The sequence below is a fragment of the Pseudomonas sp. Irchel 3E13 genome (assembly GCF_900187455.1).
In the GTDB taxonomy this organism is placed as follows: Bacteria; Pseudomonadota; Gammaproteobacteria; order Pseudomonadales; family Pseudomonadaceae; genus Aquipseudomonas.
In genome coordinates, this window is record NZ_FYDX01000004.1 from 148,377 (window position 1) to 165,036 (window position 16,660).

Consider the following 16,660-nt stretch of genomic DNA (forward strand, 5'->3'; position numbering starts at 1 on the left):
AAACACCATGAGCGATGTCGCCAAAGCCGTTGAAGCCATGAAAGCCAAATTCAACCCGGCTGCCGCTGCCGGCCTGGACCTGGTCTTCGGTTTCAACATCACCGATGAAGACAAGCACTACGCCCTGATCGTCAAGGATGGCACCTGCGAAATCCAGGAAGGCGAAAACGCCGACGCCAACTGCACCTTGGTGCTGGACAGCGAAACCCTGAAAGGCATCGTCAGCGGCGAAACCGACGGCATGCAGGCCTTCATGGGCGGCAAGCTGCGCGTCGAAGGCGACATGATGCTCTCGATGAAGCTCAGCGAGCTGTTCCCGGCCTAAGCATCACGCCCATGGCGAAAAAAGAACCGAAGCCCTCACCCGCTTCGGTTTTTTTTCGCCCGCGAATCGGGCGGCATCAGGTGCGTTGATCGACCGGCAACACCCACGCCAATAAGGCATGGCGACGCTTGGCAGGTACTCACGCGAGAATTAGATTAGCCAATGTTCCATGGCTACCAAAATAAGGGAAAAGCATGACGCTCACCGACCAGTCCACCCAGGTCCGCCCCGGCGAAGAACTCGATCCCACCCTGATCGACCCGTACCTGAAGGCGAACATCCCCGGCCTCAGCGGTGTTCCGACCATCAGCCAGTTCCCCGGCGGCGCCTCCAACCTGACCTACCTGGTGACCTACCCGGAGCGCGAATTCGTGCTGCGCCGGCCGCCCTTCGGCCACAAGGCCAAGTCGGCCCACGACATGGGTCGCGAGTTCCGCATCCTCAACCAGCTCAACGCCGGTTTCCCGTATTGCCCCAAGGCCTACGTGCACTGCACCGACGCGTCGCTGATCGGTGGCGAGTTCTACGTGATGGAGCGGGTCAAGGGCATCATCCTGCGCTCCGACCTGCCGCCTGAACTGGGCCTCGACGCCCAGCGCACCGAGGCGCTGTGCAAAAGCTTTATCGATCGCCTGGTGGAACTGCACCAGGTCGATTACCACACCTGCGGCCTGGCCGACCTGGGCAAGCCGGACGGCTATGTGCAGCGCCAGATCGAAGGCTGGAACACCCGCTACGAAAAGGCCCTGACCCCCGACGCGCCGCGCTGGGAAGCGGTGATCGCCTGGCTGCGCGAGAAAATGCCGGCGGACCATCACCGCCCCGGCATCATCCATAACGACTACCGTTTCGACAACGTGATCCTCGACGCGGAAAACCCGATGCGCATCATCGGCGTGCTGGACTGGGAAATGACCACCATCGGCGACCCGTTGATGGACCTGGGCAACACCTTGGCCTACTGGATCGAAGCCAATGACCCGGCGCCGGTGCAACTGATGCGTCGCCAGCCGAGCAATGCCCCCGGCATGCTCACCCGCCGCCAGTTCGTCGACTACTACGCCGAACGCGCGGGCATCGAGATCACCAACTTCGACTTCTACTACACCTACGGCCTGTTCCGCCTGGCCGGGATCGTCCAGCAGATCTACTACCGCTTCTACCACGGCCAGACCCAGGACAAACGCTTCGCCCAGTTCATCCACATGAACAAGCTGCTGGAACACATGAGCCTGCAGGTCATCAAAGCGTCCAGCCTCTGACAACTACAACAAGGAACCGCCCATGTCCAAGACCCAACTGTTCGACCTCGACGGCAAGATCGCCTTCGTCTCCGGCGCCAGCCGCGGCATCGGCGAGGCCATCGCCCACCTGCTGGCCCAGCAAGGCGCGCATGTGATCGTCTCCAGCCGCAAACTGGACGGCTGCCAGCATGTCGCTGACGCCATCATCGCCGCCGGCGGCAAGGCTACCGCCGTTGCCTGCCACATTGGCGAAATGGAGCAGATCGGCGCTGTGTTCGCCGGTATTCGCGAGCAGTTCGGTCGCCTGGACATCCTGGTCAACAATGCCGCCACCAACCCGCAGTTCTGCAACGTGCTGGACACCGACCTCAGCGCCTTCCAGAAGACCGTGGACGTGAACATCCGCGGCTACTTCTTCATGTCGGTGGAAGCCGGCAAGCTGATGCGCGAGAACGGCGGCGGCAGCATCATCAACGTCGCCTCGATCAACGGCGTCTCGCCAGGCGTGTTCCAGGGCATCTACTCGGTGACCAAGGCCGCCGTGATCAACATGACCAAGGTCTTCGCCAAGGAATGCGCGCCGTTCGGCATCCGCTGCAACGCCCTGCTGCCGGGCCTGACCGACACCAAGTTCGCCTCGGCGCTGGTGAAGAACGAGGCCATCCTCAATACCGCGCTGCAACAGATCCCGCTCAAGCGCGTGGCCGATCCGAAAGAGATGGCGGGCGCGGTGCTGTATCTGGCCAGCGATGCGTCGAGCTACACCACGGGTGTGGCGTTGAATGTGGATGGAGGGTTCCTGTCCTGATTTTTCGGGCCTCATCGCTCCGGCTCGGCACCCCACAAGCCAGCGATGAGGCCCTCAACCCAACACAAAACCTGACGACAGCGGTAACATACAGCCCTTCCGGCGAGCCCATTCCCGCCTGCCCCTGTCGCTCAAGAAATCCCCATGCCTTTCGAACTCAGCGTTGACCTCACCACCCTCGCCATTCTCGCCGCCGTAGCCTTCGTTGCCGGTTTCATCGATGCCATCGCCGGCGGTGGCGGCCTGCTGACCACGCCCGCCCTGCTCACCGCCGGGATGCCGCCGCACCTGGTGCTGGGCACCAACAAGCTCAGTTCCACGTTCGGTTCGGCCACCGCCGGCTTCACCTACTACCGGCGCAAGCTGTTCCATCCGGGGCAGTGGAAGCACGCTCTGGTGGGCACCCTGGTAGGTGCGCTGATCGGCGCGGTCATCGCCCACTACCTGCCGGCAGAATGGCTGAACAAGATGTTGCCGGTGGTGGTCTTCGCCTGCAGCGTTTATCTGCTGTTCGGCGGCACGCCAAAGGCGCCGCTGGACGCCGATGCGCCCATCAAGAAGAAATGGCAGTTCCCGCAGGGTTTCACCCTCGGTTTCTATGACGGCGTCGCGGGCCCCGGCACAGGCGCCTTCTGGACCGTCAGCACGCTGCTGATCTACCCCATCGACCTGGTCAAGGCCAGCGGCGTAGCGCGCAGCATGAACTTCGTCAGCAACGCGGCGGCGCTGTCGGTGTTCATCTTCTCGGGTCAGGTGGATTGGCTGGTGGGGCTGTCGATGGGCTCGGCGTTGATGGTCGGCGCCTTCTTCGGTGCCCGAACCGCCATCAGCGGCGGTTCGAAGTTCATTCGCCCAGTGTTCATCACCGTGGTGCTGGCGCTGACCGTGCGCCTAGCGTGGCAGCACTGGTTCGGCCAGGCCTAAGCGCCGCGCCACATAGAGGTCGATCAGGTAGCGGGCGATGGAGCGCCCGGCCGGCAGTGGCGGCAGCGCATCGATGCGGAACCACTGGGCGTCCTCGATCTCGTCCGGCTGCATGACAATCTCGCCACCCGCGTACTCGGCATGGAAGCCCAGCATCATCGAGTGCGGGAACGGCCAGCACTGGCTGCCGACGTACTGGATGTTCTGCACCTCGATCGCCACTTCCTCGCGCACCTCGCGCACCAGACAATCCTCCGCCGACTCGCCCGGCTCGGCAAAGCCGGCCAGGGTGCTGTAGACGCCGGTGACAAAGCGCGGCGAACGCGCCAGGAGGATTTCGTCGCCACGGGTGACAAGCACGATCATGCTCGGGGAAATCCGCGGGTAGCTGCGCAGATCACAGGGCTGGCAGTACATCGCCCGCTCCAGCGGCACCTGGGTCATGGCCTGGCCGCAACTGCCGCAGAAGCGGTGCTCGCGGGCCCAGGTGGAAATCTGCGCGGCATAGCCGAGGATCTTGTAGGTATCGAAGTCGCCGTCCAGCATGAACTGACGCAACCCTTGCCAGCGGCACCCCGACAACGCCTGGGCGCCGTGCAACTCGATCAGGTAGACCGGCTGGCCATCGTAGTGGCCAATACCGTGTTCGAAGCGGATATCCAGCTCCTGGCGCTTGAGCCAGTCGCGGGGGAACAGCGCGCCGTTGGCGTCCAGCATGAATCCTTCGGCGCTGCGCACGACCGCCAGGCCGCCATTGAGAGTCGTATCCAGTACCGCTGTGGTCCAACGCGCTGACATGTTCCCTTTCCTTAGCGGGTCGCCGCCCTGCTCAGTCGGCGAACTCCGGCTTCTGTTTGCTCATGTGGGCGGCCACGGCCACCCGCAGGTCGGTGGATTGCAGCATGGCGGCGTTCCAGGTGGCGATGTACTCGAGCCCGTCGTCGATCCGGTGATCGCGCATATAGCTGAGCATCTCCTTGGTGCCGGCCACGGCAATCGGGGATTTTCCCGCAATTTCCGTGGCAATGGCAAAGACTCCGTCAAGCAGGCTGCCGTGATCGTCGAACGTCCGGTTGACCAGGCCGATGCGCCGCGCCTCTTCCGCGTCGATGGTGCGCCCGGTGTAGGCCAGTTCGCGCACCAGGCCATCGCTGATGATCCGCGGCAAACGTTGCAGGGTGCCGACGTCGGCGGCCATGCCCATGTCGATTTCCTTGATGGAGAACTGGGCATCGCTGGCGGCATAGCGCATGTCACAGGCGGCGATCAGGTCGATGGCGCCGCCGATGCAATAACCCTGGATCGCCGCCAGCACCGGCTTGCGGCAATTGTCGACGGCGTTGAAAGAGGCTTGCATCTGCAGGATCTTGCGGCGCAACAGGCGGGCGTTGCGGCCGACGTCCTTGCCCAGCTCGTTGGCCACCGAGGCCAGCAGCATCAGGTCGATGCCCGAGGAAAAGTGTTTACCGGCGCCGCTGATGACCACCACCCGTACGGCATCGGTCTCGTCGATCCACTGGAAGATTTCGACGATCTCGCTCCAGAACGCGGCGTTCATGGCGTTGATCTTTTCCGGGCGGTTGATCTGGACGTGGGCGATGTTGTTCGACAGCTCGACCTTGAACGCGGTGTAGTCGGTCACGGCGACGCTCCTTGAGCAGCAGATGTAGGAAAGCTCGGACTATATCGCAACCGCCACGCCGCACTTGTGCCAAAACCGGGACTGCGTGCCTTGATCTTGAGTGACGCTTGCGGCACCGTGCGCAGTTCTTTGAATCATTAGGAAACACCTTCATGCCCCGCTCCCTGGCCGGCGCCTTGGCCCACAATTTCCTCGGCCAATCGCCGCGCTGGTACAAGGCCACCTTGTGCCTGTTCCTGCTGCTCAATCCGCTGCTGCTGTTCACCCTCGGTCCGGTAGTCACCGGCTGGGTGCTGGTGGTGCAGTTCATCTTCACCCTGGGCATGGCGCTCAAATGCTACCCGCTGATGCCCGGCGGCCTGCTGCTGGTCGAGGCCCTGCTGCTGGGGATGACCACGCCACAGGCGCTGTACGAAGAACTGCAGCACAACTTTCCGGTGATCCTGCTGCTGATGTTCATGGTGGCCGGGATCTACTTCATGAAGGATCTGTTGCTGTTCGCCTTCTCGCGTATTTTGTTAGGAATAAAGTCCAAGTCATTGCTTTCAATGACTTTCTGCTTCCTTTCTGCTTTCCTGTCCGCCTTCCTCGATGCACTGACCGTGACCGCAGTGATCATCAGCGCCGCAGTCGGTTTCTACGCCGTCTATCACCGCGTGACCTCCGGCAGCAATCCGCGGGGTGAAGCACAGATCGACAGCGACCAACAGATTCCCGAACTGGCCCGGGAAGACCTGCAGCAATTCCGCGCCTTCCTGCGCAGCCTGCTGATGCACGGCGCCGTGGGCACCGCGCTGGGTGGCGTGTGCACGCTGGTGGGCGAGCCGCAGAACCTGCTGATCGGGCATGAGATGGGCTGGCACTTCCAGGACTTCTTCCTCAAGGTCGCGCCAGTGTCGCTACCGGTACTGGCGGCGGGTCTGGTGACCTGCGTGCTGCTGGAGAAGCTGCGCTGGTTCGGCTACGGCACCTTGCTGCCGGACCGCGTGCGCCAGGTACTCGCCGCCTACGCCGCCGAAGACGATGCCCAGCGCACCGCCCAGCAACGCGCCGCGCTGCTGGTGCAGGGGATTGCCGCGCTGATCCTGATCGTCTGCCTGGGGCTGCACATTGCCGAAGTGGGGCTGATCGGCCTGCTGGTAATCGTGCTGATCACCTCGTTCACCGGTATCACCGACGAGCACCGCCTGGGCCGGGCGTTCCAGGACGCCATGCCGTTCACCTCGCTGCTGGTGGTGTTCTTCGCCGTGGTCGCGGTGATTCATCAGCAGGCGCTGTTCACCCCGCTGATCCAGGCGGTGCTGGCGCTGCCGGCGGAGCAGCAGCCGGGCATGCTGTTCATCGCCAACGGCCTGCTCTCGGCCATCAGCGATAACGTGTTCGTCGCCACCATCTACATCACCGAGGTCAAGCAGGCGTTCCTCGACGGTGCCATGAGTCGCGAGCATTTCGAAACCCTCGCCGTGGCGATCAACACCGGCACCAACCTGCCCAGCGTGGCCACGCCGAACGGCCAGGCGGCGTTCCTGTTCCTGCTGACCTCGGCTATTGCGCCGCTGATCCGGCTATCTTACGGGCGGATGGTGTGGATGGCGTTGCCGTATACCGTTGTCATGGGCGGCTTGGGCTGGTGGGCTGTGACCTACTGGTTGTGACGCGCAAATCCTCGAAGAACGCCTTCTTCCCATCCACCTGCACCGAAGCCCGGGGCAGGTTTGCCTGCTCCCCGTTAGGCACTTCCACGTGCCAGTAGCAGTGGCGCACCGCCCGGGTAATCGCGACATAGGCCAGCCGCAGGATCTCTTCCTTCTGCGCCGTATCGAAGGCTTCCGGATCACCCGAGCGGCCCAGTCCCGCCAGTCGGTAGACCTGATTCTTGTACGGCGAACGGGTCACATACTGGCAATCCCCGAGCATGAACACCGCGTCCGCCTGCAGGCCCTTGGCGCTGTGATAGGTCAATTGCCGCAGCCGGCGCTGCCCAGGCGGCAAGCTAGAATCCACATTAACAACAGACTGAATATGCTCTGAAATCAATGCCTTATCAGAACCTTTTCGAAACAGGATCATGATCGAATCGCCGCGCCGGTAGTGCTCCATCACCTGCTGCGCCAGCGCTGCCTCGTCCCGCTCCTGCACCTGCACCGGCCAACGCTCTTCAGCCGCCGCCCCCACCGCCTTGGCCTTTTTGCCGGTAATCGACGGCGCGGACTTCACGATGTGCTCGGCGGCGTCGATGATGTGCTGGTGGCTACGGTAGTTGTCGGTGAGCATCACCCGGGTGCTGGAAGGCGCAACGAAGGTCTTGGCGAACTCCATGAAGTACTTCGGCGAGCTGCCGCGCCAGCCATAGATCGACTGCCAGTCATCGCCCACGCAGAGCAGCGAGGAATGCTGCGCTTTGCGCCCGACCTGCATGGCTGGCCCACGACGACGGATCTCACGCAGGCTGGCCCGCAGCCAGGAAACGATCTGCGGCGAGACGTCCTGGAACTCATCGATCATCAGGTGCGCCAGCGGCCGTAGCAGCGGGTCGGGCAGCAGGCGCAGGTTCTCGGGGTTGTTCTCGCCGAACAGGGCGAACATGCGGTTGTAGCTCATCACCGGCGGCGACTGCCCCAGCAGATGGTCCTCCAGCGCCTTCCAGTACAGGCTCAGGGCCTCGAAGAACTGCGCATCGCTATCGCCCTGCGGGAAGCTCATGCCACTCACCGCGACCGCGACATCCAGCCCCAGGTTTTCGATAAAGCCCGCCGCCGTGACGAAAGCATCCAGCAACGGCACCGCGGCCAACTCGCCCTTGACCTTGTAGTCGAAGCCCGGCCCGGCCACCGCATCGCCCGCCAGGGACGCCGTCAGGCGCTTGGCGGCAGCATAGTTTTCCAACCAAATCACAGGCTTATCGCAGAAAGCTTGAAACAGGGTGCGCTTGATCACCCACTCCGCCCACACCGGCAGCTTGGCGCTCGGGCGTTTGTACTGCTGGTTTTCCCCGGGATCGAAGCCCAGCACCACCCAGGCATCCAGCTCGGCGATATGACCATGGAAGTGGAAACGGCTGCCGTTGATTTCGACCGTCTCACGGCTCGGCTCGATGCCCTTGATGGGCCAGGCACCGGCGCCAAACCACAGGTCTTCGATGGTGTCGCACAGTTCTTCATCGCGACTGGCCGAGAGCTGGGTCACCGCCATGCGTTTCTGCACGTCGGGATGGTCTTTTTCCAGCGACTTCAGTTGCACCGCCTCGCGGCGCAGCCCGCCGATCAACGCGGCAAAACGCGGATTGGCCCGCAGCAGGTCGCGGTAGCACAGGTTGAGTTGCTGACGCTGGGCGTCGTTGATGCGCAGGTCGAAGGGGTTGCTCTCGGCATCGGCTTCCGCGCCGGCGGGCAGCTCGCTGCCGAGGGTCTCGAAAGCGCGCACCTGGCTGAATCCCGGCAGGCTGCGCACCAGCGGCAGGATCCGCGAGTGGAAGGTGCGCACCAGCTCCCGCGCCTGCGCCGGGTTCAACGCCACCTGCCAGAGGCTGAACACCTGCAGCAGACGGGCAATGAAGTCCTTGCGCGACTCGCGGGTGAACGTCACCACGGTCATGGCGTCCAGCTCGTAGCCGAGATAGTGGCGCAGCAGCAGGATGCGCAGCACCAGGGACGTGGACTTGCCCGCTCCCGCGCCGGCGATGACACAAGTGGAAGGCGTGTCGCTGAAGATCATCTTCCACTGCGCGGCGCTGGGTTGGGCGTGCTCCGGCAGGTGCCGGGCGACATCGGCCTTGAAGCGCTTCTTCAGCTCGGCGGTGAGCGGCAGGCGCCAGTCGTCGAACAGGCTGTCGTCAAGGCCGGGAATGCCATGGCCGTCGGGGCGAGTGTCGCGGATCACCAGCACCTGACGCCCGGCTTCGTAGCCATCGACACGCCCCTGGTCGTAACCCTCGCGCAGGCCATCAGCGTGGCCAGTGCGCTGACCACTGGCATGGCCCTGGAACCACGAATCACGGTGTTGCGCCCGCAGGCGGTTGAGGCCACGGCCAAGCAGGCGCGCGGTGAGGCGCCGAATCCACGGCAACTGGGCGGGAGGGGTCAATTCGAGGGGTTGCGGGGGAAGCTTGTCTGACACACCGGCTCCGGCTGGAAAATCACATAAGCCGGAAGTTTTACCCCATTCGGGCGCAATGGGACAGAACTGATTGTCTGGAAAATCAGGGAATTAGCAGAGGGATTTGAGAAAGGTCATCGCTGCGGCAAGGCGCCCGGCAAGCCGGCTCCCACAAGGTGGAAGCCGGCTTGCCGGCGATCGGGGTCAGGAAATCGCCTTGTCCACCAGCTCCTGCGCCTCGCTCACCAGACGCTGCAGGTGCGCATCGTCGATAAAGCTTTCGGCGTAGATCTTGTAGATGTCTTCGGTGCCCGACGGCCGCGCGGCGAACCAGCCGTTGGCGGTCATCACTTTCAGGCCGCCGATGGCCTGGTCGTTGCCCGGCGCATGGCTGAGGATCTGCTGGATCGGCTCGCCCGCCAGTTCGGTGGACTTGACCTGCTCCGGCGCCAGCTTGCCCAGCAGGGCCTTCTGCTGCGGGTTGGCCTTGGCCTCGACGCGGGTGGCGAACGGCTCGCCCAGTTCGGCGGTCAGTTCGGCATAGGCCTGGCTCGGGTCACGGCCGGTACGAGCGGTAATTTCAGCCGCCAACAGTGCCGGGATCAGGCCGTCCTTGTCGGTGGTCCAGACGCTGCCGTCCTTGCGCAGGAACGACGCACCCGCGCTCTCCTCGCCACCGAAGCCCAGCGAGCCGTCGAACAGGCCGTCGGCGAAGAACTTGAAACCCACCGGCACTTCGTACAGGCGACGGCCCAGACGCGCGGTGACCCGGTCGATCAGGCCACTGCTGACCACGGTCTTGCCGACCGCGGCATCGGCACGCCACTGCGGACGGTTCTGGAACAGGTAGTCGATGGCCACGGCCAGGTAGTTGTTCGGCGCCAGCAGGCCACCGGTCGGAGTGACGATGCCGTGGCGGTCGTGGTCCGGGTCGCAGGCGAAGGCCACGTCGAAACGGTCACGCAGGCCAATCAGGCCTTGCATGGCGTACGGCGAGGACGGGTCCATGCGGATCTGGCCGTCCCAGTCCACCGACATGAAGCGGAAGGTCGGATCGACCTCGGCGTTGACCACTTCCAGGTTGAGCTTGTAGTGATCGGCGATTGCCGACCAGTAGCGCACGCCCGCGCCGCCCAGCGGATCGACGCCCAAGCGCAGGTTGGCACCGCGAATGGCATCGAAATCGATGACGTTGACCAGATCGGCGACGTAGCTGCCGACATAGTCATGGCGATGGGTGGTGGCCGCCTTCAGTGCCTGCTCGTAAGGCAGGCGCTTGACGCCCTTGAGGCCGTCGGCCAGCAGTTCGTTGGCCTTGGCCTCGACCCACTTGGTCACATGGCTGTCGGCCGGGCCGCCATTGGGCGGGTTGTACTTGAAGCCGCCACTCTGCGGCGGGTTGTGCGACGGCGTGATGACGATGCCGTCGGCAAGGCCGGCGGTGCGGCCGCGGTTGTAGCAGATGATCGCGTGGGACACGGCCGGGGTCGGGGTGTACTCGTCGTCCTTCGACAGCATCACTTCGACGCCATTGGCCGCCAGCACTTCCAGAGCACTGGCCAGGGCCGGGGTCGACAGCGCGTGGGTGTCGGCGCCGATGAACAGCGGGCCATCAATGCCCTGGGCCTGGCGGTACAGGCAGATGGCCTGGCTGATAGCCAGCACATGGTTCTCGTTGAAACTCAGGTCGAAGGAACTGCCGCGATGGCCGGAGGTGCCGAAGGCGACCCGCTGGGTGGCCACGCCCACATCGGGCTGGCCAGTGTAGTAAGCGGTCAACAGACGCGGGATATCGACCAGTACGGAAGCGGGAGCCAACTTGCCAGCCAGAGGACTGAGCTTCATGCAAAACCTCAAGAAAAGAGTTTCGGGGTGATGAAATCACGCAGTTTACTGGCACTTCGACTACAAGGCGACGATGAAGATCCACGCCACCTGACTATTTATCCTGAGGCGCCCACCAGGCCGGAAACATCCCTTGCACGCGGGCTTCAGCGAAACGGTCGTCGATCAGCATGACGGTGCCACGATCCTCGGTGCCACGGATCACCCGCCCGGCCGCCTGGATCACCTTGCGCACACCTGGGTAGAGATAGGTGTAGTCGAAGCCTGAACTGAACAATGCCGCCATGCGCTGTTTGAGTTGCTCGTTCACCGGATTGACCTGGGGCAGCCCGAGGGTGGCGATGAAGGCGCCGATCAAGCGCGTTCCCGGCAGGTCCACGCCCTCGGCGAACGCCCCGCCGAGCACCGCAAAACCAATGCCGTGGCCGTTTTCGACAAAGCGATCGAGAAAGCCCTGACGCTGCTCTTCATCCATGCCCGAGGATTGCGACCACTGCTCGATGCCCGGATAACGCTCGGCCAGCAGCGCCGACACCTGCTGGAGGTATTCGAAGCTGCTGAAGAACGCCAGGTAATTACCCGGCTGATCGCGAAACTGGCGGGCAATCAGTTCAACGATGGGCGCCAGGGAAGCCTGGCGGTGCTGGTAGCGGGTGGACACCTCGCTGACGATACGCACCTGCAACTGCTCGGCCACGAAAGGCGATTCGACCTCCAGCCAGGCCGTGTCGGCAGGTATGCCCAGCAGGTCGGCGTAGAAATGCCGTGGGCTGAGCGTGGCGGAAAACAGCACGGCGCTGCGCGCGGCGGCGAAACGCGGGGCCAGCAGCGGTGCCGGCACCACATTGCGCAGGCACAGGGTCGAAAGGCTGCGGCGCCCTGCCCCGTTGCGCTTGCTGATGTCGAACAGGAAGTGCTCGTCGAACACCTCGCTCAAACGCAGGAACTGCAAAGACTGGAAGAAAAACTGCAACAGCGCCGGGTCCACCGCCTGGGGCGTGCGATTCATCAATTCCTGGACCAGACCGACGCAGCGCAGCAACGCCTTGAGAAACGCCGTCGGCAGCTCGTTGCCCGCCTGATACGGCGCCACCTGGTCCTTGTGCAGGCGGTTCCATTCGCGGTTGAGGCTCTGCAAGGCGCTGGCCATGCCCGCCGGCGGTTCGCGGCGCAAGGCCTGCAACTGGCCCTGGTCAAGGCTGGCGCTGTACATCTGCCGCGCCCGCTCCACCAGGTTGTGCGCCTCGTCCACCGCCAGCGCCAGACGCCATTGATCGGTCTGGGCAAGGCCGAACAGCAACGCACTCTGTTCGAAGTAGTAGTTGTAGTCCGCCACCAGCACATCGACCCAGCGTGCCAGTTCCTGGGCGAGGTAGTACGGACAGACCTGATGAGCCAGGGCCAGTTCGCGGACCTGGGTTTTGTCCAGCAGCGGCAGGCGCATCGCTGCCTCGCGGGCGGCTGGCAGGCGGTCATAAAAGCCTTTGGCCAACGGGCAGGCGTCGCCGTGGCAGGCGGTGCCGGGGTATTCGCAGGCTTTGTCGCGAGCGACCAGCTCCAGGCTACGCAGGGCCAGCTCGGGATCGGCCGCCATTACCTGACGCAGCGCATCCAGGGCCAGCCCGCGGCCCGGGGTCTTGGCGGTGAGAAAGAGGATCTTGTCCAGCGGCTGGCGGGGCATGGCCTTGAGCAACGGAAACAGCGTGCCGAGGGTTTTGCCGATGCCCGTGGTGGCCTGGGCCATCAGGCAGCGTCCGGTGCTGACCGCCTTGTACACGGTCTCGGCCAGCTCCCGTTGCCCCTTGCGAAACGCCGGCCAGGGAAAGCCCAACGCCTGCAGCCCGGCATCGCGCAGCGTCAGGCGCCGGCTTTGTTGCTCGGCCCACTGTACGAAGCGTCCGCATAGCTGGTGGAAATAGGCTTCGAGCTCGGCGGCGCTGGCGGTGCATTCGAAACGGGTTTCCTGGTCGCTGTCGACATCCAGGTAGACCAGCGCCAGGTTGATCGTTGCCAGGTTGCGCTGCTGGCACATCAGCCAGCCATAGACCCGCGCCTGTGCCCAGTGCAATTGCCGGTGGTTGTCCGGCTGGGTGTTCAGGTCACCGCGATGGGTCTTGATCTCTTCCAGGCAATTGCGGCCCGGCGCATAGCCGTCGGCACGGCCACGGACTTCAAGGCTGCCGAATACCCCGTCCAGCGCAACCTCGGCCTCGTAGTCGCTGCCGCGCCGCCCCACCACCCGGCGATGCCCGGCCACCCCTTCCTGCGCAGTGGGTGACGGGGTAAACCGCAGGTCCAGGTCGCCGACCTTGGCGGTGAACTCGCACAAGGTGCGCACCGCCACCCGATAGCTCACGGGCTCGCCCATTCGACGTGGCAGACATCCACCGGCAGCCCGTGGGTGGAGCAGAATTCGATCCAGCGCAGCTGGTTGTCCTGCAGGCGGTCGCCGGGGCCTTTTACCTCGATCATCCGGTAGCGTTTCTCTTCGGGCCAGAACTGGATCAGGTCGGGCATGCCGGCGCGATTGGCCTGGATATCCTCCAGCAAACGCAGGAAACACTGCTTGAGGTGCGCGGGCGGCAGGCATTCCAGTGCCTGTTCCAACAATCCCAGGGTCAGCAGTTCCCAGTACACGAACGGTGATTGCAGGCCGTGCTTGGCGGCGTAGTTGGCGAGAATGGTCTGGCGGTAGCGGCCATCCTCCAGTTGCCCGAGGCAATCGGCGAACAGCTCCGCGCGGCGAGCCTGGAAGCCGGCATCCAGCAGGTCTTGCGGGCCGCTCTGGAACGGGTGGAAGAACGCACCGGGCAGCGGCGCGAAGATCGCGCTCCAGCACAGCAGGCCGAACAGGCTGTTGAACAGGGTGTTCTCGACATAGTGAACCGGCGCCGCCTCGGCCTGTTCCAGGTGAACCTGGACGGCCCGCTCCACGCCCAGTGCCGCCAGCTCCTGCGAGAGACACAGGTCCAGGCGACTGATTACGTGCGGCTTGCGCCGTGACTGCGGCGGACCGCCGAGCTTGCGCTTGAGCCGCGGCAAAATCCGGCTCAGCGCCTGAGCTTCGGCGGCGTTGCCCGGCTGCTCCGAGGCCAGCAGCGCCAATTCGAGGGCTGCGGGGTAATCGCCGCTGCGCTCGAGCACGCGGATATGCCGCTCCCGCGCCTGCGGGTGGGCGCAGTCCGGATAGATCAGCAACGCCCGCGGCCAGTCGCCCTGGCGCTCGCAGTGGTAGGCAAGCTGGTATTGAACGCGTGCCCGGCGGCGCTCCAGCCACGGGTTGGCCGTGCTCAGGGCGGCCAGCTGTCCGAGCAACAGGTCGATATCCGGTTCGCTTTCCAGTTGCTCGGCACAGGCATGCAACGTCAGGCACAACTCGATATCGGCCCGCTCGCGCAAGGCCCGGGAATCAGTGCTGAAACCCACTTGCTCATAGCGCAGCAAACCCAGGTCGGCGAGGACGAACTCGGACCAATCCTGATAGAGATTGCCGAAGAACATCAGCCGCAGACGGTCGCAGAGCGCCTGCTGGCGCAGCACATAGATCGCCTCCTCGCAGTCCGGCCACCACTGCCGTAACGGCCGCGGCTCGGGAAACTGCTCGTGCAACTGCTCGAACAGCTCGTGCTTGGCGGCTTTGGGTCGGCTCAGCACGGCGGCAAAACAGGTACTGATTTCCTCCTTGAGCAATACCTCGAACAGCGCATCCAGCCCCAAGGGCGCGTCATCATCGACCCAGCCCAGCGCCAGCAAGGGTTCCAGCGCCTCGCGGGGCGCACCTATCTCGGCGTAGACCAGCCGGCGCTCACGGAACAGCACGCCTTTGCGCATCACCATCCGCACCAACAACGCCTGGCTGGCCTGCGGCAGGCGCTCGAATTGCTCGATGAAGGCGTGTTCGCCGGCATCCAGCAAATCGGTGTAGCGCGCACGCAGCCAGTCCAGCACTTGGCGGAAATTGTGCAAGTAATAAAGCGGGTCGTTGACGGAGTGGGCGATCACGAGCGGTGCAACCAACGGAAAACGGACACTGGTTATACATACAGATCAGCGCTATTGGCAACCGCACAAGATCAATGGTCGGGCGCGTCCGCGCATGCCTCGATCAGCGCCTTGCGCCGATACAGCGCCTGCAGCGTGGCCATTGGCAGCCCACTGGTGCCGGTCAGCCATTGCACCACCGACTCCGACGACGGCTGCCCGTGCAGGGCCTTGTGCAGATAAGGCAACGCCACCACCATCCCCGGGTGACAGCGCCGCAAAAAGCCCTCCAGCGCCCTGCCCTGGCTGACGAAGGGCGAGAACAGCAGGCAGATCAGTTGCGCCTCGCTGGCACCAAACGCCTGCGAGGCAAAATCTCCGGCAAGACGCCTTACCTGCAACAGGTCATCGGCCTTCTGCCAGGGCCCGAGCAACTGTTCACGCAGGGCCATCGGCAATTGCTCGCGCTGCATCCCCTCTTGCGCACGTCGCAAGCAGTCTTCAAGCCCATCCTGATAGCAGCGCCCGTCGACGAACTCGCTGCGCAGGCCCTGCAGATGCGCGCGCAACAACGGGTTGCCGGGCTCCGTGACGGGAAACGCGAACGACCATTCATCGTGGCGGTAGCGCAGCAATTCGAGCAGAAGCTGCCCGGAGCCACAGGACGGGTCGTGGACCAGGTCGTCCACGGCGATAAAGCGCGGCATGCGGCTGCGAGGTTCGGGCGCTTCGGGCTTTTCCGCTACACCATCGACAGATGCAGGCGCCCGGTATTCCTGGCGCACAGCGCAGGCCAGCTCGAACAAGGCGCGAGGAAAGGCCTCGACCGGCCGCACCCGCGGCAGCCCGACCTCACGCATCATCCGCAGGGCACCGGCAAGAAAGCGCTTGCGCCGTGGACCGGGGTCACCGCTGACCAGCACGTCGACACCGCCGTTCCAGGCTGCGCCGAGGCGATGCAGGTCGGCCAGGTCGAGGTAATGGCGGTGGGTCAGGGCCAGGTGCGGGTGGCCCGGCGTCAGATGACCCGCCATCAGCACCGCGTGGCGGTCCGCCTGCTGCTGCGGCCGGGAAATTGCCTGACGGGCATCGAAGGGACGCACCTGGCCATCATCGACCATCAGCAGCTCGACCCGCGGATCGTCATGCACCACCAGCGCGGCGAACGCCCGCTCGATGTTGCTCAGCACGACGGCGGGCATATCGGTATGCCGCGCCGTGGCCACCCGCAGGTTGAACGTGCCGGGCGAGCGCGCCGCCAGGCTCAGTTGCGCAGCCCTGAGAAAGGCCAGCGTGTGGGTGCTGTCCTGACTGCCGGTGTGCACCAGCATGACCTTCAACCCATGGATGCATTCAAGACCTCCGGCAATCACCATTAGCCGCTGGATCAGCAACTGCAAGGACGCGCGTTGGCCCTGGGTCAGGCGTTCGAGCAGTCGCTGCAGGACTTGCTGATAGACATATTGCATGGCTTGGTCATGAATCGCGCCCATAGTATTTCCCTGATATTTATTGCAACTATTGAAAACTGGAAACACACCCGAAAAGATGCCCAAAGAAGAAACTCTCCTTCTCTTCGGATTCAATTTTTACTTTCAATGTAGGAATCTAATTCCAGCTTGCAGGAAGTTTCTTACATCCCAACCAACACACTTAAACACGCACTCCCGACAGGCTTCGCCGGAAGCCCCGACACCCGGAACGCGCCTGCTCCGGCTGGAATTCAAGGCAATCAATAATTCAACGTACATATCTCGCTCCTTGAGACGACAACGGCAAGGCGGGTTTGATTACGT

General features: G+C 63.9%; 12 protein-coding genes. 5 read left to right on the plus strand and 7 right to left on the minus strand.

Features of this window, described 5'->3' with window-relative positions; all coding sequences use genetic code 11:
- The first annotated feature begins 7 nt into the window (after positions 1 to 7).
- The 4 genes from CKW37_RS07640 to CKW37_RS07655 all read left to right on the plus strand — a co-directional run bounded on the left by CKW37_RS07640 (position 8) and on the right by CKW37_RS07655 (position 3,301).
- A complete protein-coding gene (locus tag CKW37_RS07640; RefSeq protein WP_036995189.1) occupies positions 8 to 325 on the plus strand; it encodes an SCP2 sterol-binding domain-containing protein in 318 nt (105 codons plus the stop codon).
- Between the two features lie 194 nt (positions 326 to 519).
- Complete coding sequence (locus CKW37_RS07645) at positions 520 to 1,587, plus strand: phosphotransferase family protein (protein ID WP_095155081.1); 1,068 nt, start codon at positions 520 to 522, stop codon at positions 1,585 to 1,587.
- 22 nt (positions 1,588 to 1,609) lie between these two features.
- Complete coding sequence (locus CKW37_RS07650; RefSeq protein WP_095155082.1) at positions 1,610 to 2,377, plus strand: SDR family oxidoreductase; 768 nt, start codon at positions 1,610 to 1,612, stop codon at positions 2,375 to 2,377.
- 144 nt (positions 2,378 to 2,521) lie between these two features.
- The gene (locus CKW37_RS07655) at positions 2,522 to 3,301 is read left to right on the plus strand and encodes a TSUP family transporter (protein ID WP_095155083.1); all 780 of its coding nucleotides are present in this window, start codon (positions 2,522 to 2,524) and stop codon (positions 3,299 to 3,301) included.
- Here CKW37_RS07655 and nudC read toward each other — a convergent pair.
- Both nudC and CKW37_RS07665 read right to left on the minus strand, forming a co-directional pair.
- On the minus strand, positions 3,269 to 4,099 hold the full coding sequence (gene nudC, locus CKW37_RS07660) for an NAD(+) diphosphatase (RefSeq protein WP_095155084.1): 831 nt from the start codon (positions 4,097 to 4,099) through the stop codon (positions 3,269 to 3,271). The two genes, CKW37_RS07655 and nudC, sit on opposite strands and share 33 nt — an antisense overlap.
- A 31-nt stretch (positions 4,100 to 4,130) precedes the next feature.
- Positions 4,131 to 4,943: a crotonase/enoyl-CoA hydratase family protein gene (locus CKW37_RS07665; protein WP_095155085.1), complete on the minus strand. Its 813-nt coding sequence runs from the start codon at positions 4,941 to 4,943 to the stop codon at positions 4,131 to 4,133.
- A 152-nt stretch (positions 4,944 to 5,095) separates the two neighbouring features.
- On the opposite strand from CKW37_RS07665, the gene nhaB reads away from it, so the two are divergent.
- Positions 5,096 to 6,598: a sodium/proton antiporter NhaB gene (gene nhaB / locus CKW37_RS07670; protein WP_095155086.1), complete on the plus strand. Its 1,503-nt coding sequence runs from the start codon at positions 5,096 to 5,098 to the stop codon at positions 6,596 to 6,598.
- Here nhaB and CKW37_RS07675 read toward each other — a convergent pair.
- The 5 genes from CKW37_RS07675 to CKW37_RS07695 form a co-directional block, all read right to left on the minus strand.
- Complete coding sequence (locus tag CKW37_RS07675) at positions 6,555 to 9,059, minus strand: UvrD-helicase domain-containing protein (RefSeq protein WP_095155087.1); 2,505 nt, start codon at positions 9,057 to 9,059, stop codon at positions 6,555 to 6,557. The two genes, nhaB and CKW37_RS07675, sit on opposite strands and share 44 nt — an antisense overlap.
- Before the next feature lie 183 nt (positions 9,060 to 9,242).
- Positions 9,243 to 10,883, minus strand: coding sequence for a phosphoglucomutase (alpha-D-glucose-1,6-bisphosphate-dependent) (gene pgm, locus CKW37_RS07680; RefSeq protein ID WP_095155088.1), 1,641 nt, complete (start codon positions 10,881 to 10,883; stop codon positions 9,243 to 9,245).
- A 94-nt stretch (positions 10,884 to 10,977) separates the two neighbouring features.
- The gene (locus CKW37_RS07685; protein WP_095155348.1) at positions 10,978 to 13,239 is read right to left on the minus strand and encodes an ATP-dependent DNA helicase; all 2,262 of its coding nucleotides are present in this window, start codon (positions 13,237 to 13,239) and stop codon (positions 10,978 to 10,980) included.
- On the minus strand, positions 13,236 to 14,885 hold the full coding sequence (locus CKW37_RS07690) for a VRR-NUC domain-containing protein (protein WP_095155089.1): 1,650 nt from the start codon (positions 14,883 to 14,885) through the stop codon (positions 13,236 to 13,238). Before CKW37_RS07690 ends, CKW37_RS07685 begins: the two co-directional genes overlap by 4 nt.
- Positions 14,886 to 14,956: 71 nt before the next feature.
- On the minus strand, positions 14,957 to 16,333 hold the full coding sequence (locus CKW37_RS07695; RefSeq protein ID WP_143501927.1) for a hypothetical protein: 1,377 nt from the start codon (positions 16,331 to 16,333) through the stop codon (positions 14,957 to 14,959).
- Positions 16,334 to 16,660: the final 327 nt, after the last annotated feature.

Excerpts from the sequence above, each read along its gene's own strand:
- CKW37_RS07640 (WP_036995189.1), top strand. The coding sequence starts at position 8 with ATGAGCGATGTCGCCAAAGCCGTTGAAGCCATGAAAGCCAAATTCAAC.
- CKW37_RS07645 (WP_095155081.1), top strand. The coding sequence starts at position 520 with ATGACGCTCACCGACCAGTCCACCCAGGTCCGCCCCGGCGAAGAACTC.
- CKW37_RS07650 (WP_095155082.1), top strand. The coding sequence starts at position 1,610 with ATGTCCAAGACCCAACTGTTCGACCTCGACGGCAAGATCGCCTTCGTC.
- CKW37_RS07655 (WP_095155083.1), top strand. The coding sequence starts at position 2,522 with ATGCCTTTCGAACTCAGCGTTGACCTCACCACCCTCGCCATTCTCGCC.
- nudC (WP_095155084.1), bottom strand. The coding sequence starts at position 4,099 with ATGTCAGCGCGTTGGACCACAGCGGTACTGGATACGACTCTCAATGGC.
- nhaB (WP_095155086.1), top strand. The coding sequence starts at position 5,096 with ATGCCCCGCTCCCTGGCCGGCGCCTTGGCCCACAATTTCCTCGGCCAA.
- pgm (WP_095155088.1), bottom strand. The coding sequence starts at position 10,883 with ATGAAGCTCAGTCCTCTGGCTGGCAAGTTGGCTCCCGCTTCCGTACTG.
- CKW37_RS07695 (WP_143501927.1), bottom strand. The coding sequence starts at position 16,333 with ATGCAATATGTCTATCAGCAAGTCCTGCAGCGACTGCTCGAACGCCTG.